The organism is Acidimicrobiales bacterium (genome assembly GCA_035540975.1).
Classification (GTDB): domain Bacteria; phylum Actinomycetota; class Acidimicrobiia; order Acidimicrobiales.
The window spans coordinates 16,372-38,947 of the sequence record DATLFN010000014.1 but is presented as its reverse complement, the minus strand read 5'-3'; the positions used below and the strand labels follow the sequence as shown (position 1 = coordinate 38,947).

The 22,576-nt window shown below is 72.1% G+C and carries 19 protein-coding genes; 6 read left to right on the top strand and 13 right to left on the bottom strand.

Annotation, left to right across the window (positions count from 1 at the left end):
• The 5 genes from VM242_02220 to VM242_02200 form a co-directional block, all read right to left on the bottom strand.
• Positions 1–1,587 (bottom strand): nucleoside-diphosphate sugar epimerase/dehydratase (locus VM242_02220; protein ID HVM03963.1); only part of this gene is annotated, 1,587 nt, incomplete at its 3' end.
• A complete protein-coding gene (locus tag VM242_02215; protein HVM03962.1) occupies positions 1,584–1,898 on the bottom strand; it encodes a PqqD family protein in 315 nt (104 codons plus the stop codon). The genes VM242_02220 and VM242_02215, both read right to left, overlap by 4 nt.
• Positions 1,895–3,268, bottom strand: coding sequence for a response regulator transcription factor (locus VM242_02210; protein HVM03961.1), 1,374 nt, complete (start codon positions 3,266–3,268; stop codon positions 1,895–1,897). The genes VM242_02215 and VM242_02210 overlap by 4 nt, the downstream gene beginning before the upstream one ends.
• Positions 3,269–3,446: 178 nt before the next feature.
• On the bottom strand, positions 3,447–4,121 hold the full coding sequence (locus VM242_02205; protein ID HVM03960.1) for a choice-of-anchor P family protein: 675 nt from the start codon (positions 4,119–4,121) through the stop codon (positions 3,447–3,449).
• Between the two features lie 112 nt (positions 4,122–4,233).
• A complete protein-coding gene (locus tag VM242_02200) occupies positions 4,234–5,400 on the bottom strand; it encodes a glycosyltransferase (protein ID HVM03959.1) in 1,167 nt (388 codons plus the stop codon).
• Between the two features lie 461 nt (positions 5,401–5,861).
• Here VM242_02200 and VM242_02195 point away from each other — a divergent pair, with 461 nt between their 5' ends.
• The gene (locus VM242_02195; protein ID HVM03958.1) at positions 5,862–6,740 is read left to right on the top strand and encodes a class I SAM-dependent methyltransferase; all 879 of its coding nucleotides are present in this window, start codon (positions 5,862–5,864) and stop codon (positions 6,738–6,740) included.
• On the opposite strand, the gene VM242_02190 is transcribed toward VM242_02195, so the two are convergent.
• Positions 6,695–7,591, bottom strand: coding sequence for a glycosyltransferase family 4 protein (locus tag VM242_02190; GenBank protein ID HVM03957.1), 897 nt, complete (start codon positions 7,589–7,591; stop codon positions 6,695–6,697). The two genes, VM242_02195 and VM242_02190, sit on opposite strands and share 46 nt — an antisense overlap.
• A 347-nt stretch (positions 7,592–7,938) precedes the next feature.
• Between VM242_02190 and VM242_02185 the strand changes: the two genes are divergently transcribed.
• Positions 7,939–8,685, top strand: coding sequence for a formyl transferase (locus VM242_02185; protein ID HVM03956.1), 747 nt, complete (start codon positions 7,939–7,941; stop codon positions 8,683–8,685).
• 26 nt (positions 8,686–8,711) lie between these two features.
• On the opposite strand, the gene VM242_02180 is transcribed toward VM242_02185, so the two are convergent.
• From VM242_02180 to VM242_02170, 3 genes are read right to left on the bottom strand one after another with little or no spacing between them, the layout of a single operon-like run.
• On the bottom strand, positions 8,712–10,289 hold the full coding sequence (locus VM242_02180; protein ID HVM03955.1) for a right-handed parallel beta-helix repeat-containing protein: 1,578 nt from the start codon (positions 10,287–10,289) through the stop codon (positions 8,712–8,714).
• Between the two features lie 49 nt (positions 10,290–10,338).
• A complete protein-coding gene (locus tag VM242_02175; protein HVM03954.1) occupies positions 10,339–11,355 on the bottom strand; it encodes a glycosyltransferase in 1,017 nt (338 codons plus the stop codon).
• Positions 11,352–12,734 carry a hypothetical protein gene (locus tag VM242_02170; protein HVM03953.1) on the bottom strand — a complete coding sequence of 461 codons (1,383 nt, stop codon included), beginning with the start codon at positions 12,732–12,734 and terminating at the stop codon, positions 11,352–11,354. The genes VM242_02175 and VM242_02170 overlap by 4 nt, the downstream gene beginning before the upstream one ends.
• Before the next feature lie 245 nt (positions 12,735–12,979).
• Here VM242_02170 and VM242_02165 point away from each other — a divergent pair, with 245 nt between their 5' ends.
• Together VM242_02165 and VM242_02160 are read left to right on the top strand one after the other, a co-directional pair.
• Positions 12,980–14,752 carry a malectin domain-containing carbohydrate-binding protein gene (locus VM242_02165; protein ID HVM03952.1) on the top strand — a complete coding sequence of 591 codons (1,773 nt, stop codon included), beginning with the start codon at positions 12,980–12,982 and terminating at the stop codon, positions 14,750–14,752.
• A 215-nt stretch (positions 14,753–14,967) separates the two neighbouring features.
• Complete coding sequence (locus VM242_02160) at positions 14,968–16,572, top strand: malectin domain-containing carbohydrate-binding protein (protein ID HVM03951.1); 1,605 nt, start codon at positions 14,968–14,970, stop codon at positions 16,570–16,572.
• A 182-nt stretch (positions 16,573–16,754) separates the two neighbouring features.
• Here VM242_02160 and VM242_02155 read toward each other — a convergent pair whose 3' ends face one another.
• Genes VM242_02155 through VM242_02145 form a run of 3 tightly spaced genes read right to left on the bottom strand, consistent with a single transcriptional unit; the run spans position 16,755 to position 19,722 of the window.
• Positions 16,755–17,555 carry a hypothetical protein gene (locus VM242_02155; GenBank protein HVM03950.1) on the bottom strand — a complete coding sequence of 267 codons (801 nt, stop codon included), beginning with the start codon at positions 17,553–17,555 and terminating at the stop codon, positions 16,755–16,757.
• The gene (locus VM242_02150) at positions 17,552–18,541 is read right to left on the bottom strand and encodes a hypothetical protein (GenBank protein HVM03949.1); all 990 of its coding nucleotides are present in this window, start codon (positions 18,539–18,541) and stop codon (positions 17,552–17,554) included. Before VM242_02150 ends, VM242_02155 begins: the two co-directional genes overlap by 4 nt.
• Positions 18,538–19,722 (bottom strand): DegT/DnrJ/EryC1/StrS family aminotransferase, encoded by a 1,185-nt coding sequence (locus VM242_02145; GenBank protein ID HVM03948.1) that lies wholly within the window; start codon positions 19,720–19,722, stop codon positions 18,538–18,540. The genes VM242_02150 and VM242_02145 overlap by 4 nt, the downstream gene beginning before the upstream one ends.
• A 49-nt stretch (positions 19,723–19,771) precedes the next feature.
• On the opposite strand from VM242_02145, the gene VM242_02140 reads away from it, so the two are divergent.
• Positions 19,772–21,163, top strand: coding sequence for a hypothetical protein (locus VM242_02140; GenBank protein ID HVM03947.1), 1,392 nt, complete (start codon positions 19,772–19,774; stop codon positions 21,161–21,163).
• A 71-nt stretch (positions 21,164–21,234) separates the two neighbouring features.
• On the top strand, positions 21,235–21,654 hold the full coding sequence (locus tag VM242_02135) for a helix-turn-helix domain-containing protein (GenBank protein ID HVM03946.1): 420 nt from the start codon (positions 21,235–21,237) through the stop codon (positions 21,652–21,654).
• A 19-nt stretch (positions 21,655–21,673) separates the two neighbouring features.
• Here VM242_02135 and VM242_02130 read toward each other — a convergent pair whose 3' ends face one another.
• On the bottom strand, positions 21,674–22,477 hold the full coding sequence (locus VM242_02130; protein ID HVM03945.1) for a DNA-formamidopyrimidine glycosylase family protein: 804 nt from the start codon (positions 22,475–22,477) through the stop codon (positions 21,674–21,676).
• Positions 22,478–22,576: the final 99 nt, after the last annotated feature.

Genomic DNA, 22,576 nt, shown 5'->3' with positions numbered 1-22,576 from the left:
CAGGATGTCCACCGACTCGCCCATCTCGAGCATGTAGACGCCCCCGGCGTCCGCCAGCGCCGCCGCCTGGAGGACCAGCTGGACCGCCTCCTCGGTGCTCATGAAGAACCGCGTCATCCGCGGATCGGTGACCGTGACCGGGCCGCCGGCGGCGATCTGGCGGGCGAACGTGGGGATCACGCTTCCCCGGCTGCCGAGGACGTTGCCGAACCGGACGACGGTGTAGCGGGCGCCGGGCGGCGACATGGTGAGCACCACCTGCTCGCCGATGCGCTTCGACGCGCCCATGACGCTGGCGGGCCGGACGGCCTTGTCGGTGGAGATGAACACCAGGCGGTCGACGCCCGCCCGGCGCGCCGCCTGGACGACGTTCACCGTGCCGAAGACGTTGTTCTCGATCGCCTCGCGCGGGTGGTCCTCGAGCAGCGGCACGTGCTTGTGGGCGGCGGCGTGGAACACCAGCTCGGGCCGGTGGCGGTCGAACAGCTCGGCCACGCGCCGGGCGTCGCGGATGTCGGCGAGGACCTGGACGACCGGGCCTTCCAGTCCGCTGGCGACGTCGTGGAGGTGGGTCTCGTCGTGGTCCAGGAGGACGACGGCTGCCGGGTCGCAGGCGACGACCTGGCGGGCGATCTCGGCGCCGATGGAGCCGCCGCCGCCGGTGACGAGCACCCGGCGCCCCACCAGCAGGTCGCGGACGCTCCCCAGGTCGGTCGACACCTGCTGGCGGCCTAGGAGGTCCTCGATGCGCAGCTCGCGGGCGTCTCGCACCGAGACCCTCCCCCGGATCAGGTCCTTGACCCCGGGGAGCACCTTCAGCGGCAGGTCGGCCGCCTCGGCGGCGTCCGCCGCCCGGCGCACCAGCGCCGTGTCGGCCGACGCCACGGCGAGGAGGGCCTGGTGGAGCTCGAAGCGCTGCGCCACCTCGGGGAGCTCGTCGATCGAACCGACGACCGGGACGCCGAGGAGGGAGCGGTCCCGCTTGTGCGGGTCGTCGTCGAGTACCACCACCGGGGAGAGGCCGTCGGCACGGTTCCGCTGCATCTCGCGGACGACGCTGGCGGCCGAGTCCCCGGCGCCCAGCACGGCCACCCGCAGGCCGGACTGGTCTCGCCCCGACCGCTGGAAGGCGAACAGCCGCGACTGGAAGCGCAGGAACCCGACGAGGACGGTCGCCGCCGAACCACCGAGAGCCACCACCGACAGCGGCATGGTCTGCGGCCCGAGCAGCTGGGACGCCAGGAGCAGGGCGGTGGCGAGGCCGCCGGCGAGGAGAACGCCCCGCGCCTCCTCGACGCCGGCGTGGCGCCAGATCCGCCGGTACAGGCCGAGCATCCAGTTGCCGGCGAGGTGGATCGCCATGGCCAGGACCACGAACAACGGGAAGCGGTCCCAGAACTCGGGCGGGACGGCGCCGTCGAAGCGGAGGACGAGCATGGCGGCGTACGCGCCGGCGGTGACGAGGGCGTCGATGAGGACGAGGGTGATGTCGCTGCGGGCACGGATGGCCAGCCGGGCGGCCCGGAGCCCGAGCGACGGAGGGCGCCCCGCTGCCCCCTCCGGGGCGTCATGCCGGTCCCCCGTCACCGGCCGTCGCTCCCGGCGGCCGCGCCGACGCGCCACTCGACGAAGCCCTCCGACGCCAGCGCGACGACGACCCGGCGGAGGTCCTCCACGGCGTCGGCCCGGTCGACGTTGCACGCCAGGCACACGGCGCCGACCATCTCGGCCACTGTCGTCTCGCCGTCGCACAGCTCCCACACGGCGGCGGCCGTCTCGTTCATCTCGCACCGGTCGCCACCCTCGTCGGCCAGGACGAAACCGTGGCCTCGCCGGGCGAGGCGCAGGCTGGCGGCCCGCCGGGGCCGGGCCTCGAGGAAGCGGTCGACCTTCGTCACGACGCCCCCATGAAGCGCTCGATGAGCCCGAACTCGGCGGCGACGGCCGCCGCCTCGACCCGGGAGTGGACGCCCAGCTTGGAAAGGACGTTCTGGGCGTGGGTCCGGGCGGTGTGCGGGGAGATCACGAGGGCCCGGGCGATGGAGTGGTTGTCCATGCCCTCGACCATGAGGGCGAGGATCTCCCGCTCACGCCGGCTCAGCCGGGAGAACCGGTCCACCGCCCGATCCGCCTCGCGGCCCCGCTGGATCAGGCGGCGGAGGAGCAGCCCGAGCATCCCCGGAGGGATGCTCGCCTCGCCGGCGTGCAGCCGGCGGATGTCGGCGCTCAGGCCGGCGATCCCGCCGCTCCACTCCGAGTAACCGTCGCCGCCTGCCTCCACGGCGGCCAGGAGGCGCTCCTCGTCGGGGTGCTCACTGACCACCAGGACACGGGTGACGAGATCGGCGGACTTGATGAGGGCGCAGGCCTCCACACCACCGCCGGGCGGCAGCTGGGCGTCGAGGAGCACGACGTCGGGCCGCACCCGGTGGGCCTCGGCGACCGCCTCCTCGGTGTCGGCGGCCTCGGCGACCACGACGACCCCGTCCTCGGCGTCGAGCGCGACCCGCAGGGCGGTGCGGACGAGCGCACGGCCGTCGGCGACGAGGACCCGGGCCGCCCTCTCCCGGGTCGCCGCCGTTCCCCGGCCGTCGCCGTCCGGCCGGTCGGCGGCGGCGGCGGCGGAAGGCCCCGGGGCACCTCCCAGGCCGACCCGGCGGGCGAGGGCGGCGGCTTCGAGGCGGGAATGGACCTGGAGCTTGACCAGGAGGTTCTGCACGTGGGCCCGCAGCGTGTTGACGGACAGACCGAGCACGCGGGCCATCTCGGCCGGCGGGTGGCCGGCGACGAGCAGTCGGAGCACTTCAGTCTCGCGCTCGGTGAGCCGGGCGACGGCGGAGCCCTCGGGGTCGTCCTCCTCCGGCGCCCGGCGTCGAGGCACGCTGGTGGGCCGGAGGCGGCCGTGCTCGTGGATCCGGCGGAGCGACACGGCCAGGTCGTCGGCGTCGAGCGTCCCTCCCAGCGTCGCCACCGCGCCCTGGACGGGCCGGTGCCGTTCACCTCGGGCGCCGGCCCGGACCAGTTCGATCATCACCACGCCCGGCCATCGCCGCTGGATGCGTGGGCCGAGGTCAGGCGGGTTGTCGTGCCTGCCGGCGTCGACGAGGACGAGGTCCGGGCGCGACCCGGCGTCGGCCTCCCGCTCGATGTCCTCCACGGCGTCCCACGCCGCCTCGAACTCGCTCTGCGCTTCGAGCAGGCGGGTCAGCGACTCCCCCAGCAGCGGGCACGGGCTGACGACACGAACGCACAAAGTGCCCACTCCCATTCACCGCCCCCCAGATACTGCGATCCGCCGCGAATCGCGTCTTAGCAGTCAAGTCCTCGTCGCCAATCGCGGCAACCTGCAAAAGGCGTAGGCATCCTACGCAATTTGCATCAGACGCGGACGAGCGACCCGGGCAGGTCGCCGCCCGGGTCGCTCGTCGTCAGTTGTCGGGTTCAGCTCAGCAGCGGGGCGCCGCCACGCAGGTGCACCCGGGGGCACCGGCGCTCGCCTCGCCGGCGACGACGTCGATCCCGAGGCCCGGGACAACCACGTGGAGTGCGCGCACGGTGAGCCGTCCGTTGTTGCAGGTCTGCTCGTTCAGGGTGATGGTGGCGCCCGTGATGCTGATGACGCTCTGGCAGTTGGAGGTCAGAGTGACCGGATTGCCGTTGATGGTCAGCGCCACGATGGTGCTCGAGCCCTCGAGCCCGTTCGGGCCGCAGCGCACCTGGCCCCGCAGCACCGACGCGGTGATGAGGACGACGCCCCCCACGTTGACGCTGGCCGGCTGGCCGGGCGTGTTGGGGTTGGCGACGAGCTCACCGGTGGCGGTGCACTGGTCGCTGTTCGCCGACCCGCAGGCGACGCCGGCGGCGAGGACGTTCCCGACATTGGTCACCACTGCGCAGGTCTGGCTGGGACCGGTGGCGACGCCGAAGCTCACCGGGTTGACCAGCGGCAGGTTGACCCTGAGTCCCGTGGCGGCCGCCCGGCAGTCCGGGCAGCACTGGTACAGCGCGGTCTGCGCATGGGCGCTGCTCATGGAGAGGATCGTGGGGGCCGCCCAGGCGACGCCGCCCACCATGGCGCCCTTCTTGATGAAGTCTCTGCGGGTCTGCTCCGTGGTTTCCATGACCAACACCTCCGCCTCGTGGTTGTCGAGGCGACACTACGGAGCGGGGGGCCACGCCCGCCTCTGACGATCTGCGTATTTTTTCTGGTACGCACCGCTCGGTATCCTCCCCTCAGCGGGCCGCGAGGCGGCGGTACAGCTCCTCCAGGTGCCGCACAGTCGACACCACATCCAGGTCGTGGGCTCGCCGTAGGGCGGCAGCCGACATCGCCGCTCGCCGGCCGGTGTCGAGGACCAGCCGCTCGAGCGCGTCGGCGAGGAGGTCCGGCCGTCGCGGCGGCACGAGTATGCCCTCGACGCCGTCGGTGACCACGTCGGGGACGACGCCCACGGTGGTGGCGACGACGGGCAGGCCCATGGCGAGTGCCTCGAGCACCGCCAGCGGGCCGCCCTCGTGGCGTGAGGCGAGCACGAACAGGTCGCAGCCGGCCAGGAGGTGGACGGCGTCCTCCCGGTAGCCGAGGAAGCGGAACCGGTCCCCGAGCCCGAGTGCGGCGTGCAGCCGTCGCAGCTCCTCCTCCATCGGGCCCTGACCGACGGCCAGGAACCGGACGGGGAGGCCGTCGCCGAGCAGCCGGCGGGCCGCCTCGAGCAGGTCGGGGTAGCCCTTCTGGGCCCGCAGGTTCGCCACCGTGCCGACCACCACGTCGTCCTCGGCGACGCCGAGCTCGCGGCGGACCTCGCCCCGCAGCGACCGGTGCACACGCACCGATTCGAGCGGGATGCCGTGCAGCACCACGTCGACGCGGTTCCGCACCGCCGATGCCATCGACTGCCGCACCCGCTCGGAGACCGCCACGTGGGCGTCGTCGAGGCGGGTGGTCAGCGCGTTCAGCGCCCGTGTCGGGACCGGGTAGTCGCTCCAGACGTTGTGCTCGGTCGAGACCATCAGCGGGCGGCGGCCGGGCGACAACGACCGCACGACCATGCGCCCGACGCCGGCCACGTAGGGCGAGTGGAAGTGCACGACGTCGAAACGGCGGGCGTCGAGCAGGCGGCGCAGCCTGAGCGCCCACCGGGGATCGAGCTCGCTGCGGGCGCCGAGGCGGTGGACAGCCACGCCGGTGGCGCCGAGCTGGTCGTGGAGCGTGCCGGCCCAAGCGAGGACATAGGCGGCCTCGCAGTCGAAGCTCGCGCCGTCACGGGCGGCCGCCATCCAGCACAGGAGCCGCTCGATCCCGCCGACCTCGAGCCCCTTGGTGACCCACAGGACCCGGAGCCGGCGACGGCGCCCGTGGTCGTCTCCCGACGGCGTGCCTGCTGCTCCGGGTGCGCTCACGATCCCGGCGCCCTATGTCGCCGCCTACCGGGCCCGCCGCCGGCACGCACCGGGTGCTCAGGAGGTCGCCGCGGACGGAGCCGCCATGGCGCCCCGCCCTCGACTCGACGCCGGGCCGGAAATACCGACGCAGGTCACCGACGACGACCCGTCGCCGCCCTGCGGTCGTCGGCGCGCACGGCCAGCCCGTCGGGACGTGCGCCCGCTGGCGTCGCCCGTGCCGCCGGGAGCAACATGGCGCCCATGGTAACGGCCGCCCCGCTCCCGCCCGTCGCACGACGCCCGCAGTTCGGGCCTCGGAGGCGGCCGCCCGCACCCGCCACGAACCTCACCGCGTGGAAGGCGGACGGCGACGCGGGGTGAACCTCCCTGCTCGGCTCCTGGAGCGTCTCCGGTGCCCGGCGTGCGGGCAGCGTGTCGTCCCGGGCGACGTCGACATGCGGTGCCCGGACGGGCACCGCATGTCGACGCGCCCTGGCTATCTGGACGCCTCGTCGCCGGCAACCGATCCCGACGTGGCACGGACGTTGGCGAGCTTCGGGTACGAGTGGACGAGGTTCGATGCGGTCCATCCCGAGGACGAGCAGTTCTGGGAGGTCTACTTCCGAGACGTCCCCCTCGACCGCCTACATGGACGCGTCGCCCTCGACGCCGGCTGCGGCAAGGGCCGCTTCACCTACTTCACCGCTCGGCACGTGGACGCGATCGCGGCGGTGGACGGCTCCGCGGCCGTCGAGGCAGCAGTCAACAACCTCTCGGCGAGCGCCAACGCGCTGGTCGTCAAGTCGGATGTCCGGTCCATGCCGTTCGACGACCGCTCCTTCGGCTTCATCTCCTGCCTCGGGGTGCTCCATCACCTCCCCGATCCCGAGGACGGGTTCGCCGAGCTGGTGCGGCTCCTCGAGCCGGACGGGTTCCTGCTGATCTACGTCTACAGCCGGGCCACGACGAGGGGGCTGCGAGCCGTCGGCCTCGCTGCGGCACGAGCGCTGCGCAGGCTGACCGTGCGCGTCCCGCACCCGGCGCTGCGATCCGCCAGCGCCGTGGTCGCCGCCATCCTGTGGGTGACGCTCGTGTTGCCGGGGCGTGCCGTTCCCGGGCTCACGCGGGCGTCGCACCTCCCGCTGGCGGCCTACCGCTCGAAGCCGTTCCGCAGTCTCTGGCTCGACACCTTCGACCGGCTGAGCGCCCCGCTCGAGGCCCGCTACCTCTGGGAGGACATCGCCCGATGGTTCTCGAGCGCCGGTCTGGAGGTGCTCAACGCCCGTGATGAGGCGGGATGGTTCGTCGTCGCTCACCGCCCCGCGGATGTGCCGCCGGACGCGCCTCTGGGAGGCTGACCGCGGCTGGCTGCGGCTTCGGAGACCACCGCCGCCAGCCGGTCGGCGACGATGGACACGTGGTAGCGCCGCACGGCGTGCTCGCGGCCCGCGGCGCCCAACCGGGCCCGCAGTCCCGGGTCCGCCAGGAGTCGCTCGAGCGCATCCTGCCACTCCTGCGGTGACGTCGCCGTCAGGTGCGTCACCTCCGCCTCGCCGACCTCGACGGCGGCGCCGACGGGGCTGGCGACGAACGGGACGCCGACCGCCATGTACTGGACCGACTTCAACGCCGACTTTCCGGCCGTCCAAGGCGTATCGGCCATCGGGTACAGGCCGACGTCCAGCTGCTGGAACTCTGCGACCTCACCGCCGAGCGTCCACGGGACGCAATCGACGTGGAGCTCGCCGACGGTGAACGAGTCCCGGCCCGAGCCGATCACGCGGAGATGGAACGGCCGGCGGAGCGCCACCTGCGCGAGCGCCGGCAGGAGCGCCTCCAACCAGGGAAAGGTGGAGTGGGACCCGACCCAACCCACGACCGGCATGCGATGGAGCCGATCATCGGTTCGCGGGCGGAACCGATCGGTGTCGACGACGGTGGGAATGATCGCCGTACGTGCTCCGAGGGAGCGGGCATAGTCGGCCAGTACCGTGCCTCCGCACGTCACCACGGCGGCGCGGCGAATGAGGGTGTCGGCCTTGCCGGGCGACCTCAGCAACCGGGCGACGCGGCCATAGATGGGGCTCGTGTGGCCGATGTAAGTGGCATCATCGAGGTCGAGGACGAGTGGGACGCGCCCGATCGCTCGGGCAGCGAGCTCGACCACCGGTGGGCCGACCAACGCCGCCTCGCGCTGGACGAGCAGCACATCGGTCGACCGGGCACGCCACGGCACCGTGCACAACCGGGCGGTGCCCCGGAGCAGGCCCCGGGTAGTCGACGGCCAGGCCGACCGGTCGTAGAGAGTGGCGAACGTGGCGTCGTCGAGGAAGGTCACCACCTCGAGCTGGACCCCTCGGGCGGCGAGCGGCTCGATGAGCTGGACCAGCCGGTACCGGGTCGCGGCCGCCGTCAGCGGGTACGCGGCAACCCCTAGGACTCTCAGCACCGTCCCGGCTCCGACCTCGCGGCGGCGCCCCTCTCGCGGCGCCGTCGACCCGTACACTCCGCGCCATGGCCGGTCCTTCGCGACCGACAGGCGGTCGGCTCGTCCTGTTGTGCACAGACTGTGACGCCAGCCGGATCGTCTACCACCGCCTGGGCTCGCACTTCCCGGACGTGGTGGTGGTCGTCGAGGACCCCGTTCCCCGGACAAGGCTCCTGTGGCGCCGGCTCCGACGGCTCGGCGCCGCCACGGTGCTCGGGCAGGCGCTGTTCCTGGCGCTCGTCGTGCCGGTGCTCCGGCGGACCGGGCGGGCGCGGATCGAGGAGATCAAGCGGGAGTTCTCCCTGGACGACGGACCGTTTCATGCGGTCCACCGGGTGCCGTCGGTCAACGACCAATCGGCCCGAGCCGTCGTCGAGCGCCTTCAGCCAGCGGTCGTCGTCGTCTGCGGGACTCGGATCATCTCGGCGGAGACGTTGCGAACGTTCACCGCACCGGTGGTCAACTATCACGCCGGCATCACGCCGGCGTACCGGGGGGTGCACGGCGGGTACTGGGCGCTGGCCGAGGGGCGCCCGGACCTCGCCGGCTCCACCGTGCACCTCGTCGACGCCGGGATCGACACGGGCGGCATCCTCGCGCAGCGAACGATCGCGGTGACGCCGCGCGACTCCTTCGCCACGTACCCCTACCTGCACGTGGCGGCCGCCCTGCCGGCCATCGTCTCGGTCGCCGGGCGCGCCCTGGCGGGCGAGCCCCTCGCCGTGCAGGCGCCGGTCGCCGACCTGCCGTCGAAGCTGCGGAGCCACCCGACCGCCTGGACGTGGGCACGCCACGCGCTCCGTGGCGTGCGGTGAACGCCGCGGACGAGAAGGGTGCGCGGCTACGAGAGCCGGTTCCCGGACTGGGTCACATTCGTGGTCCTGGCGTCCTGCTTCACCGCCTCGGCGGCGCCGAGGAAGGCGTTGTCGACCACCGACACGTTGTGCGAGTTCACCAGCCCCACCCCGGCCAGCGTGCCGCAGTCGCCGTTCGTGAACCTGATCGTGTTCCCGGAAACGACGATCTCCTTGACGCCGATGAAGTCGAGCCCGTCACCGTAGGCGAGCATCTGGTTGTCGCGGACGGTGTAGCCGGTCCGAAACAGATCGTCATGCGTCTCGACGTAGACCGGCGGGCGGCACGTCACGAGGGGACCGTTCATCACGTTCCGCTCGACGGTGATCCGCCCGACGTTGGGATCGTACCCGGACCCCACATTCGCCACCATGGAGAATCGCAGGGCGCCGAACGTGTTGTCGAGGATCCGGATGTCGAGCCCCTTCTCCGTCGGGTCGTTCAGCTCGACGTCCACGCCGTTCATGTTGCTGTCGCCGATATAGTTGCGCTGGATGAGCGCTCCCTCGACGTGGCTCAGCGCGATCGCCTGACGGCCGCTGCGCTCGAACCTGGAGTTGACGACGGTGACGTTGCGGGCGGGCGGCGACTGGAACACCCCGAGGCGCTCGTCGTACTGGACGCCAAGCAGGTCGCCGTAGGTGTCGGAGGCGGCGACGCCGTCCAGCGTGATCCCCTGGACGGCGTCGATGGAGTAACCGTGCTGCCACTCGAGGGGCGGGTAGTACGCCGTGCCCGTGATCCCCGCCGCCGGGTTCGACCCCTGCACCACCATGTTCCGAACCGTGAGATCGGCGCCTGACTCGAAGCGCCAGTTGGCGCGGTGACTGTGGCCGACGGTAACCGCACGGAACGTCGAGCCTCTGCCGTCGATGACGAGGCCGTCCCGGTCGCGCACGAGGATCGTGTCGTCCTGGGCGTAGCAGCCGCCGACCGCGAACTGCAGCGTCGCGTTGTCGGGAACCGAACGCATCCACGTCATGATCTCCCCCTCGACGGGGCGCGAGCAGTCGGCCGGGATGGACGAGGGGACGGTGTGGACCTCCCCCGACGGCGGCATCGTCGTGGTCGTGGTGGTCGTGGTCGTGGTTGTGGTCGTGGTGGTAGTCGTGGCCGGGGTGGACGTCGTGGTGGTCGCCGTGTCGGGATACGAGACGCTCAGGCTGAACTTCGGCGATCCGGGCCAGGTGCCGTTGCCACGCACCCGCAGCTGTTGGGTTCCCCCTGCCACCGGTGCCTGCACCACCAGCGGGCTGGTGGAGGAGGTCTGCTCCGCCAGAACGGCCCCCGAGGCGTCGAGCACGGTGAGGGTGACGCTCGGGAGCCGTGAGAACGTCAGCGTGGCGTCGAGCGTTCCGGCGCCCGTGACGAGGGTGAACGTCTGTGTCGGGCTGGCGGTGCTGAGCCGCCCGCTGAAGACGGTCGTCCCAGCGGCGGCGGTATCGGCGCCGGCGAGGCCCGCCGCGACCGTCGCCAGGAGGACCGGCAGGCTCCAGCGCAGCCGTCTCCGGCGCGGGCATGGGGACGTCTGAGGTCCGGACGTGGCGTGGTTCCCGCGGCCCATTGAGACCTCCCTGTATCCGGACAGCACGGTCGGTCCCTGCCAGTGTGTCTCACCGTGGACGCAAACGGAAAAGACCGCGAACCGTTTTTCGGGCATGCAAGGGCGGATATTGGACGAGAAACCCGACTTCTCGGACGATCCGCCGGGCAGTCGCGTCCCAGGTCAGCCGGCGGACTGCGTCGCGGGCTGCGACGCTCAGCGCGTCGTGTTGTCTCCACGCCGCCACCGTGGCGTCAGCCATGGCCGACGCCGACGGCGCCGAGGGTAGGCCGCCGCTGCCGACGAGTCCGCCGAGCGGTCCGTCCGCCGCGAAGACGACGGGGGCACCGAGGCGGAGGGCTTCGCCGGCGGCCAGGCCGAAGCCCTCGTACCGGCTCGGGGCGAGCACCACGCGGGCACGGCTGAGCACCTCGGCGATCTCCTCGTCGGCAGGAACCTCGAGGACGCGGATCCTCGGGCCCATGCGGAGGTGGGGCGCGGCGCCCAGCACCACGCCCTCGGCGTCGAGCCGCGCCACCGCCTCGGCGGCCGCCCGGACACCGAGCTCGACCCGCTTGTGCGGGGCCCGCCCGCCGAGCACGACGACCAGGCGGCGTTCGGCGGGCGGCGGCGCAAGGTGGTCGAGGTGGTCGGTCCCCTCCCCTATGACCGCGATCCTTCGCTCGCCGACGAAGGACGCGACCTCGTCACGCACGTGTTCCGTCGGGACGAGCACGAGGTCCCATGTCCGGAGGACCGCTCGCTCCAGGTGGGCGGCAAGCGACCCGCTCCGGGCCCCTGCCCGCCGTCGCAGGTCGTGGACCACGCCGACCATGGGCACGCCGAGCAGGCGCGGTGGCCAGTGGAACGTGCTGACGACGGCGTCGAAGTGCTGGCGGCGGTGGTCACGACCGAGGTCGCGCACACCGGTGACGAGCGCTGCCAGCCGCGACGCCCCCGGAGCGGGATGGAGCCGGTAGGCCGACACCTCGGCGATCGATGCGAGCGCCGGCTCGAGGCAGGCGCCGAACCTCTGCACACCACCCCAGCCCTCGATCTGCGCGGGGAGGATCAACGCCAACCTCATGGGGACGCCCACGCGCGGCGATGCCAGCGGTCGACCGACACGACGCCGACCACGAGCGGCACCACCGACGCCACGACGAGCAGCCCCGACTTGACGGCGGAGTCCGTCGCCCACCCGGAGGCCACGGCGCAGGCGCCACCCGCGACGACGGCAGCGATCACCGCGTGGCCGGCCAGGGCGGCGCGGGTTGGCCGCGCGGCCACGAGCATGGCGACGTTGACCCCGCCCACGGCGAGGAGGAGCGCTACGCCGGCGCCGACGAGCGACGCCCGCCACACGAGGAGAGGGCTCAGGACGGCAACGGCGGCGAGGGCCGCTGACGCGGCACGGGCGACGACGGGGGCGGCTCCCCCGCTCTGCAGCACTCGGTCCGGTAGGCCGCACGCGCTGTTGAGCCCGTACGCGGCGGCCAGGACCGCGAACGCCGTCACGGGAAATCGCAGGTCGGGATAGGCGAGCCTCCAGCCGACCCACGCCAGATGCATCCCCGCGACGACGGGCAGCGTTGCGGCCACGGCGATGGTGAGATTGAGCCGCGAGATCTCGGACCGGCGTGCCGGCGTCCGCTGGAGGCGAGCGAAGGCCGGCAGCGCGAACGTGCCGAGGAGAGGCCCGACGAGCCCGACGAGGTCGAGGATCCGCACCATCGCCCCGTAGCGGCCGACGGTGGCCGGGCCACTGAGCGCCCGGAGCACCACGATGTTCGTCAGCCCGAGAAGCGGCCATATCGCCTGTGACAACAGGAAGGGGCCGGCCGTCCGGACGAGGTCCCGCAGCGTCGTTGCCGTCGGCGGCCCGGCGGCTCCTCGGGGCGACCGCCGGAGGAGGAGGAGCGCGGCCGGTTGCGCCGCGTAGGCGAGGACGTACGGTCCCCAGCGGCTCACGCCTGCGGAGGCGAGGGAGCCGACCACCGCCAGCGTGGCCAGGGCGCCGCCCGCCTGCAGGAGGGCCAGCTGCCAGGCGTCGCCCCCCACCCGAGCAAGCGCCGTCCTCCCTGCCGTCGCCGCCGATGCCGACACGAACAGCGCCCCTCCGAGCGCCGCCACCAGGCCGTCGCCATCACCGCCGCTGGCGGCCCAGGCCAGCCCGACGGCGACGCCGGAAACGAGCGCGACCGCTGCGGTGACCCTGCCGAACCGCGGCAGATCGCCTCCGGCGGTCACCGCGGCGTCGCTCAACGCCGTCCCGACGACGCCCCCGACGACGCTGACGAACCCCGATGCCGTCACCACCTCGCCGAACCCGGCGGGCCCGAGGCGGCGGGTCAGTACGACGAAGGTGACGGCCCCGAACAGGGTCTGCGCGGCGCGAGCGGCGAGGAGCAGGCCGCTGTCGTGCAGCAGGGTCGCACTTCCGCCCTGGGATGCAGGCACGCCCATCGGTGGCGTCACCGGACGGCGGGGGAACCGGCGGGCGCGGGTGCACCTACCGCTCGCAGATGTCCCCTCAAGGGCGCCGACGAAGCGGTCGACACAGTCCTCAGTTCACTGAATCCAGCACTCCTGGACCGGTCACCGCCGCACTCAGGCCGGCGCGGGCGGCACGACGCCGGCCGTTGGCCGGCCGTCTCGCAACGCACTCCGCGGTGAACCCGTCCGGCCGTCCCCGAGGAGCCCTTCGTCCCATGTCTCGATCCCTGCGCGTCTCGGCCACCACCTGGGCCGCCGTGGTCAGCTTCCTCCTCGTCGTCGTCGCAGCCTTTCCCGACGTCGCAGCCGCCCGTCCACGGAAGCCACGGCCCGTGACCACGACGACCACGACGGCCACCACGACGACCACTGCGCCCGCGACCACGACGACGACCCTAGCCCCCACCACCACGACGACCACGACGGCGCCTCCGCCCCCGGCACCGCCGTTCGTGACCCGCATCAACACCGGCGGAGCTTCGCAGTACACCGACCCGGCGGGTCACACCTGGTCACCCGACCATGGCTACGTGGGCGGAGCGCCGGCGTCGCCGACTCCGGCGCCCATCTCCGGGACGGACGCCGGCCCGCTCTACCAGAAGCACCGCTGGGCCATGAGCAGCTACAGCGTGGCCGTCCCGTGTGCCGGGACCTACCGGGTGACGCTCCACTTCGCCGAGACGTACTGGTACGCGGCGGGGCAGCGGGTGTTCAGCGTGACGGCCGAGTGGCAGACGAAGCTCGCCAACCTCGACATCGCGGCAGCGGTGGGCAAGGAGACGGCCCTCGCCCGCAGCTTCGACGTGGCCGTGAACGACGGCAGCCTGATCCTCGGCTTCGTCAAGAAGGTCGACCAGCCCATGGTGTCGGGCATCGAGGTCGCGAGGGTCGGGGACTGCGCCTCCGCGCCTTCTCCAGCCCCCGTCCCGGTGACGTACGACGCGCCCGCCACGATCGCCGCTGACTGCTCCCGGCCGGTGGACGCCGAGATCCGCGCCTGGCTGGCCAGCGTTCCCGACAACGCGGTCGCCCGGTTCGCGGCCGGCGGATGCTACGGCCAGGACGCCACCATCGTGCTGAGCGACCGCACGGAGCTCACGGTCGACGGAAACGGCGCCACCTTCAAGGCGGTGACGCAGGGCGATATCGGCCGGCGGAACTGGCGCATCCAAGGCGGCAGCCGGATCACGCTCAAGAACATGACCGTTCGCGGTGTCAACCCCAAGGCCGGGATCTTCGAGGGGTCCTACGACGGGGCGTACGAGTATCAGCACGGGTACTCGATCGAGGGCACCCAGGGCGCAGTGCTCGAGAACGTCAAGGCCTACGACGTCTACGGTGACTTCGTGGCCGTGCACCACGACGAGCGGTTCAACCCCTACACGACCGACCCGGCTCGGGACATCACCATCCGCAACGCGCACTTCGCCCGCAGCGGCCGCCAAGGGGTGTCGCCGACCAACGTGGAAGGGTTGCTCCTCGAGTCCTCGTACCTCGGCGACGTGAACATGAACGCGGTCGACATCGAGCTGGACTTCGACGAGGCGAAGGGCAAGGACATCCGGATCGTGGGCAACACCTTCGGGCCGGTCCGCTTCTCGGTGCTGGCCAACGTGGGCGCTGGGGTCGATCCCAACGTGGGCCCGATATCGCTGGACGCCAACACGATGGTGGGCCCCCTGGTGAGCTGCCGGCCCCCCGTCCACGCCGAGACCGCCGCGGCCGGTCGCTACCGCTCGGGCTACGTGATCACGAACAACCGGTTCATGACGCTCGGCAACGCCTTCGACTTCATCCGCTCCAAGAGCGTCGAGGTGTCGGGCAACACGGTCAGCTTCGTCTTCGGCGGCTGCGGCACCAGCTCGGGCGTCGGGCTGGTGGACTCGCACGGCGTCTCGGTGACCGGCAACTCGTTCGACGGTGCCGAACGGGCGATCACCCAGGACAGCCTCAGCACCGGCGTCACGACGGCGAACAACACGCCTTGAGCGGCCGCCTGGTCACGCTTGCCGTAGGGCGCCGTAAGGTACCGAAGCGGCCATTGCCGTAAAGGTGGCGAACCGGTACTGTCCGCCCCGACGGGCCGGCGACGGCTCCTGGATCCGGATCCGAGCGAGGGGACGGTCTCGTGGTGACGACGAACATCCCCGCCCGGCGAGCGCGTCGCCGCCGCGCAACCGCGGCACGCCGCCACACCGTTCTGGTGCTCGTCCTCCTCCTGTCGGCTGTCGGGCTCGTCCTGCCCAGAGGGCGGTCCCTCGCGACCGACGCGGCGTTCTCCGTCCGGGTCAGCGCGGGAGGGAACGCCTACACCGACTCGGCGGGGCGGATTTGGTCGGCCGATACCGGCTTCGTCGGCGGCGCCCCCTCGGCGCCGGTGCCCGTTCCGGTGGCCGGCACGGACGACGACGACCTGTACACGAAGCACCGCTGGGCGATGTCCGGCTACGACGTGCCCGTGCCGTGCCCGGCCAGGTACCGCGTCGACCTGCACTTCGCCGAGGTGTACTGGTACGCGCCCGGCCAGCGCGTGTTCAATGTGTCGGCCGAGGGCACGGAGCGCATCTCCCGCCTCGACGTGCTCGCCGTCGCCGGCAGGCACGCCGCCCTGGTGCGCAGCTTTGACGCCGACGTCCCCGACGGTGCCGTGAGCCTCGAGTTCACCAAGGTGGTCGAGAACCCGATGGTGTCGGGCATCGAGGTCTCCCAGGTCTCGCGGTGCACCGGCGTCGCCACGCCTATTCCCCCGTCGCCCGTCTATGAGGTGCCCAGCTCGATCGCAGCTGACTGCTCGCGCCCCGTCGACGCCGAGATCATGGACTGGCTCGCCCGGGTCCCGAACCACGCCGTCGCGCGGTTCGCGCCGGGCGGCTGCTATGGGGTGGACGGCTCCATCGTGCTGGCGGACCGGACGAACCTCACCGTCGACGGCAACGGCGCCACGTTCGCGGCGCTGACCAAGGGGAGCAGCACTCGGCGGAACTGGCGGCTCCAGGGCGGCAAGAGCGTCACGCTCCGGAACATGACCGCCCGCGGCGCGAACCCCACCGCCGGCATCGTGGAAGGCGCGTACGACCCGTCCTACGAGTTCCAGCACGCGTACTCGATCGAGGGGACGCAGGGCGCCACGCTCGACGGCGTCGGCGCTCACGACGTCCACGGCGACTTCGTGGCGATCCACCACGACGAGCGCTACGACCCGACGACGACGGCACCGGCGCGCAACGTGACGATCCGCAACGCCCGGTTCGAACGCAACGGCCGCCAGGGGATCTCCCCCACGAACGTCGAAGGACTGCTCGTGGAGGGGTCCTATCTCGGCGAGGTGAACATGAATGCCGTCGACATCGAGCCCGACTTCCTGGAGGCTCGGGCGACCGGCATCCGCCTGGAGAACAACACGTTCGGGCGAATCCGTTTCTCGGTGCTGGCCAACGCCGGCGGCGGCGCCGCCGTCAACGTGGGAGAGATCACCATCACGGGGAACACCATGGTCGGCCCGCTGGTGAGCTGCAGGCCGCCGGTGTTCGTCGAGACACCGGACGGCGGGCTCCGCGCGGGGTACACCATCACCGGCAACCGCCTCCTCTCCTTCGGCGACGCCGTCGAACTGCGGGGGGTCGCCGGTGCCGAGGTGGCGGGAAACACCGTCACGTTCACCGACGCGGGCTGCGGGACGCGCGCCGGTGTACGTCTGGCCAACGCCCATGTGGTTTCCGTGACCGGCAACGCCTTCTCGGGCGCCACGGAGGCCGTGGTGAATGACCACCTGAGCACCGCCGTCACGGCGTCGGCAAACACGCTTTGAGGGAACGGGCCCACCCCAGCCCATTCAGCCGACCGGCGGGGTAGCAAGCGTCCTCACACTGAGGCGCCCAGCGTCAGCGGTTGGGCAAGACCGGGATGCATCGGTGGCCGGGGTGCGCCTCGCCAGGGACTCGACTCACCGTCCACTCCCACTCCCACGTCGCCTCCCACGACGCCACAGGGCTACCTGCGCCGGGGATGACCCCTGGACGAACCCCCACCGCCGCGACCGCGTTGCTCCCACAGCTTGGACCCGATGAGGTAGCGGTACATTCCGTGCAGAATGCAGTAGTGCAGCCCTTCGGGGCCGTCGCGAAAGCCCCGCATCTTCACGTAGCGCGCGAGGAACTCACGAACCCCGGCCCGGACCGCGGCCCGTACGGTGGGCCTGCCACCCCGGCCGCCTTGGCCCGCCTCGATCGTGGAGTAGAGGTTCAGCTTCTCCACGAACTGGGTGGTCGACCGGAAGTTGTGGTGCTGGATGGCGCACCGTGGGTCGGCCGGGAGCCATCGTGCCGGGCCACCCACCCCGAGCGGCTCGTGCAGGACCGGGCTGAAGACCGCCGCCTCGGGACGCAGGAAACGCATCTGGTAGTCCGGCCAGGTGCTGGAGTGCAGCAACGGCGTACCGAGCACGTGGTTGAGGCGCGGGAGCCACACACCCGCCACCCCTTCCCGGTGCCATGACTCCGCCTCGGTCCTCAGGCGATCCACCAACGGTTCGGGGATCTCCTCGTCGGTGTCCACCACCAGGACCCACTGGGCTTCCACCGCGGTCAGCGCCACCGCCCTTGCGTCGTCGAACCCCGTCCCGAGCGGCCGTGGCGCGTGGTGGACCACGGCGTCGCCGGCCGCGTCGACGGTGGCCTCGACCTCCGGCCCCGTCTCGACGACGTGACGCTCGTCAGCCCATTCCAGTGACGCCAGCAGCCGCCTCAACTGACCGACCTCGCCGCGCATGACGGTGACCGTGGCGATTCTCATGCCTGCCGCTCTGTCGCCACGGCGCCCTGGGTGCCGAGCGAGCCTTCCGTCGGTGCCCGCAGGGCGCGGCTGAGGCCCGCCAGGACGCCGGTGGCGACCACCAACTCGGCGCCCACGATGGCGAGGGCGGCCGGCACGGTGAGCCGGAGGCCGGCGACGCGGGACGCCACGAAGACGAGCGCCAGGTGGACCGCCATGACCCCGAGTGGAACGAGCGGTGACCTCGATCTGCGCCAGCCGTCAACCCGAGCGGCCAGACCGACGAGGGGCTCGACGGCGAACAACCCCACGCACGCAAGACCCCCGACGATCGAACTGTGCCGGCCGTAGCCGCCTTCGGCGACGGTCCAGGAAAGCAGCCCCATCACCGCGAAAGAACCACCTGTGCCGATCCTCGCCAGGCACAGCGGCCAACCCAGGAGGGCGATCGGCGCCGAGACGCCGAGCAGCACCATGGCCTCCTCCGTGTCCGGGACGGTGAAGTACACGCCGACGGCGGACAGCGCCAGCATCGCCGGTGCCACTCCCTGCCCCTCCCAACGGCGGTCGAACGACGCGACCATCCAGCCGCCCGCCAGGGTGGCGGCACCGGCGGCGACCCGGATCCAGGTGACCTCGACGATCTCGGCACGCGTGGCGAGAAGGAACGCCCCCGGGAGGGCGAGCAGCGCACCAGCGCCGACCGGCCATCGCGCCAAATCGGCCACCATGCCGGCCACGACGAGGACGCCGAAGGCGACCACCAGCCCGCCGGGCAGGCTCGGGTCGTCCAGCAGGCGGCCGGGCGCGGGCGCGACCGGCTCCCTCACGGCGAGCGCACCCGCGGTCACGACGAGGATGCCGACGACCGGCGGGGTGCCACGGCGACGGGCTGCCCGCCAGGCGACGGCCACACCCATGCCCGCGACGAGCCCGGCGAAGCCGAAGGCAACGGCGGTACGGAACTCCGCCCCGTCGAGGAGCGTCGACAAGGGCTCCGGGGTCATGGTGCGACCATGGCCTCGACGTCGGTCGCGTGCTCATGCAGCGCGGCGATCACCTCCACCACGCGGTCGGCCGCCTCCGGCGGGAGCACCGCCGACATCGGCAGGCTGATGACCCGGCTGGCCACGTCGTCGGTGACGGGCAGCGGTACCGGAGGGAGATGGGCATACGCCTGGTGGCGGTGGACGGGCGGGTCGAAGTACCGCCGCGTGTCGACGCCATCAGCGAGCAGCGCCCGGCCGAGAGTGTCGCGTCGGAGCCCGAACTCCTCGTCGATGATGACCGTGAAATCCTTGTAGGACGACTCGTCGCCCTCGTCGACCGCCTGGGGGGTGATACCGGGAAGCTCTGAGAGGCCGGCCCGGTACCGGGCGGCAACCGCTCGGCGGCGTCGCTGGTTCTCGTCGATCTCGTGGAGCGACTCCAAGGCCAGCGCCGCGTGTAGCTCGGACATCCGGGCGTTGAGCCCGATGAAGCGGGTGTCGTAGTCGCCGGGGTTGGCGTAGTCGCGCCCGATGCGCACCGCTTCGGCGACATCGTCGCGATCGGTGGTGACCATTCCCCCCTCGCCGGCGACGACCGGCTTGGTGGGGCTCAAGCTGAAGACCTCGGCGTCACCGAACCCGCCGATCGGCTCTCCGCGGCGCTTCGTGCCGAGGGCATGAGCGGCGTCGAACACAACGGGCACCCGGGCGGTGTCGGCGGCGGCCGTCACACGCTCTACGTCACACGGGGCGCCGAAGACGTGGGTCGCCAGGACGCCGTCGCATGCCGCGACGCGTGCCTCCAGATCGGCCGGGTCGACCTGGAAGGTCGCCCGATCGCACTCGGCGAAGACGGGTTCCAGCCCGTTCCAGGCCACCGCATGCGCGGAGGCGGAGAACGTGAAGCTGGGGAGGACGACACGGCCCGAGAGCCGGAGCGCCCGCAGGCTCAACAGCAGGCCCGAAGTGCAGGACGAGACGGCGACGGCGTGGCGAACGTCGAGGCGGGCCGCGACGGCCTCCTCCAGTTCCCGCACCAGCGGTCCATTCGTGAGCACGCCGAGTTCCCACGAGTGCTCGAGACGGGCCACGACCCGCTTCAGCGGTGGCGTCGCAGGGCGGAAGAAGGCCAGCCCGCCAGGGAAGGCCGCCCGCCCGCCGAGGATCGCGGGGCGGGCGCCGTTGGTGGAACTCGACATGGTTGCTCCTTTGCCCCCGGGGCGCGACGTCGCCTCTATCCTTGCCCAGGTGGAGTGGCTCGTCGCAGCCGGAGCGCCTGGCCGGCGGCGGGGAGAGGCACCACGGGCGTTCACCGTCGTGGCCCTCACCGCCGTGGCGATCTACCTCGTCGCCTTCGGGTGGTCTTTGCAGCACGCCACTTACGACGTGTGGGCCGCCTTCGTCATCGCCCCGGTGATCGTGTTTGCCAGCATCCGTCGCCTCCAACGGGCGGCCGAGCGCAGCGGCGACCCGGCGCTCGGCGGCGTCCTCATCGCCGCCCTCGTCCTGAAGCTCGTGGGGGCCATCGCGCTGTTCGCCGTGTCCGCCGAGCTTTACAAGGGCGCCGCCGACGCGTCCTTCTATCACGACCAGGGGACGATCGTCGCCGAGTCACTCCGTCGCGGCGACTTCGACGTCGACCTCGGAGAGGGCTACCGCCTGGTGGGCACCGGTTTCATCGTCCTCCTCACCGGCATCGTCTACGCGGTCATCGGTGCCACCCGACTCGGGGGGGCACTGATCTTCTCCTGGCTCGGGTTCTGGGGGCTGCTCTTGTTCTACCGAGCCTTCTGCATCGGCTTCCCGGAGGGTCGCCGTCGGCGCTACGCCGCCCTGCTGTTCTTCCTGCCGTCGCTGCTGTTCTGGTCGTCGAGCGTGGGCAAAGAGGCATGGATGACGTTGATGCTCGGGATGGTGGCGTGGGGCCTCGCCCGGTTCCTGACCCATCATGGTGGCGGCCTGTGGGCCGTCGCTCTCGGGCTCACCGGGTCGGCGATGGTACGACCGCACATCACCCTGCTGGTCCTCGTCGGCGTCGCCGTCTCGTACCTGCTGCGGCGGACACGGCGGATGACGTGGGCGGTCGGCACCAAGCTGGTCGGGCTGGCCGCGCTGTTGGCGGTCGGCGCGCTGCTCGTCGCCCGGGTTGAGACCTTCTTCGGCATCGACGACCTGGACCGGGGATCCGCCGAGACGGTGCTGGCGAACACCACGTCGAACAGCAGCTACGGCGGCAGCTCGTACGTCGCCGACCGACGCCCGGGCGACATCCCGTCGCCGCTCGAGATTCCCGGGGCCCTGGTCACGGCCATGTTCCGGCCCTTCCCGCACGAGGCGCAGAACATCCAGGCGCTCGCCTCGTCTCTTGAGGGAGCGCTCCTCCTGCTGCTCTACGTCGCCGCTGCCCGCAGTCTGCTGCGACTCCCACGCCTCGCCTGGACGAGGCCTTACGTCGCGTTCGCGGTGGCGTTCACCGTCCTGTGCGCGGTCGCCCTGTCGAGCTTCGGGAACTTCGGTCTGCTCGCCCGCCAGCGGGTGCAGATGCTGCCCCTGGCCATCCTGTTGTTGGCTCTGCCGGTCGCCGGTACGGCCGGCTCGTCCCCCGAAGACGAGAAGCACCTCCAGCCGCTCGCTGGCTAGTGCCCTGACCGGCATCCTTCGCTCGTTCGGGGTCCACCGCTACTGAACTCGAACGCGCCACCGTTTGGGACATGAGCCAACGGGTGAAGGTCCGTCGCCTCACCGATGAGGAAGGACGGCAGCTGCAGCGGATCGTGCGGCGTGGAGGGGGCAAGGCCCAAGTCAACGTCGTCCGGTATCGAAGGGCCATGGTGGTGCTGGCCTCGGCAGGCGGCAACACCGTCGAGGTCATCGCCCGCCTGGTGCAGACCTCCCCCGACCGGGTCCGGGAGATGATCCACCGGTTCAACGAGATGGGGATGAAGTCGCTGGACCCTCAGTGGGCGGGTGGCCGGCCCCGCCGGATAACGACTGAGGACGAGGCCTTCATCGTGGCGACGGCCAAGGCCCGCCCGGAGAAGGTTGGGCGGCCCTTCACCCACTGGAGCATCCGCAAGCTGAGTAATTTCATGACATTTCAAGCGCGCGAACGTTTCTGGCCGGGGCACTAGGTGACGCTCCCGCGGAATGTCAGGCGGGTGCCGGCTGGCACGACGGGCACCACCACACGTCCCTGGGCGGGTCGCCGAGGACGGCGGTGGCGACGGGCGTGCGGCACCGGTAGCACGGCCGGCCGCCCCGCCCGTACACCCAGGCGCCGCGGGGGCCGCCGAGCGGGGCGAAGCGGCGGTCGAACCCGGCGCCGGGCTCGAGGTTGGCCCGCATGAGGTCCGAGGCGGTGCGGACCAGGTCGGCCAGCGTCCGGCCCTCCACCGCCGACCGGGGCGTCGCCGGGTGCAGACCGGCGAGGAACAGCGACTCGCAGCGGTAGATGTTGCCGATGCCGGACACCACCCGCTGGTCGAGCAGGACGTCGCCGATCGGGACGTCCGCCGGGCGGGCCGCCGCCCGCCGGGCCACCTCGTGGGTGTCCAACGGGTCGACCAGCACGTCGGGCCCCAGGCGGGCGATGGACGGGTGGCGCTCCACCTCGCCCGGCGACAGCAGCTCGACCACCGGGGCGTCGAAGCACACGGCCACCCGGTCGCCCGCCTCCAGCACCACCCGGGCCTGCCACCCCGGCTTGCGCCACCGCTCCCCTGCCCGGTACACGTGCCACGACCCGGTCATGCGCATGTGGGTGTGCAGCACGTCGCCCGACGACAGCCGGATCAGCAGGTGCTTGGCCCGCGCCTCCACCGACTCGACGGTGTGGCCGACCAGCCGGTCGGCCGGCACCTTGAGGCGCTGCGAGCGCGCCGCCGTGATCTCCCGCCCCTCCAGCCAGCGCCCGAGCGACCGGGCGGCCCGGAGGATGGTGTCGCCCTCAGGCATCGTCCCCGGCCCGTCTGGCACCGCCCCCGACCGTTCCTGCACCAGGAATCGACCGCAGGCGGTCGATTCCTGGTGCGAGAACCGGAGCCGTGGTGGCGG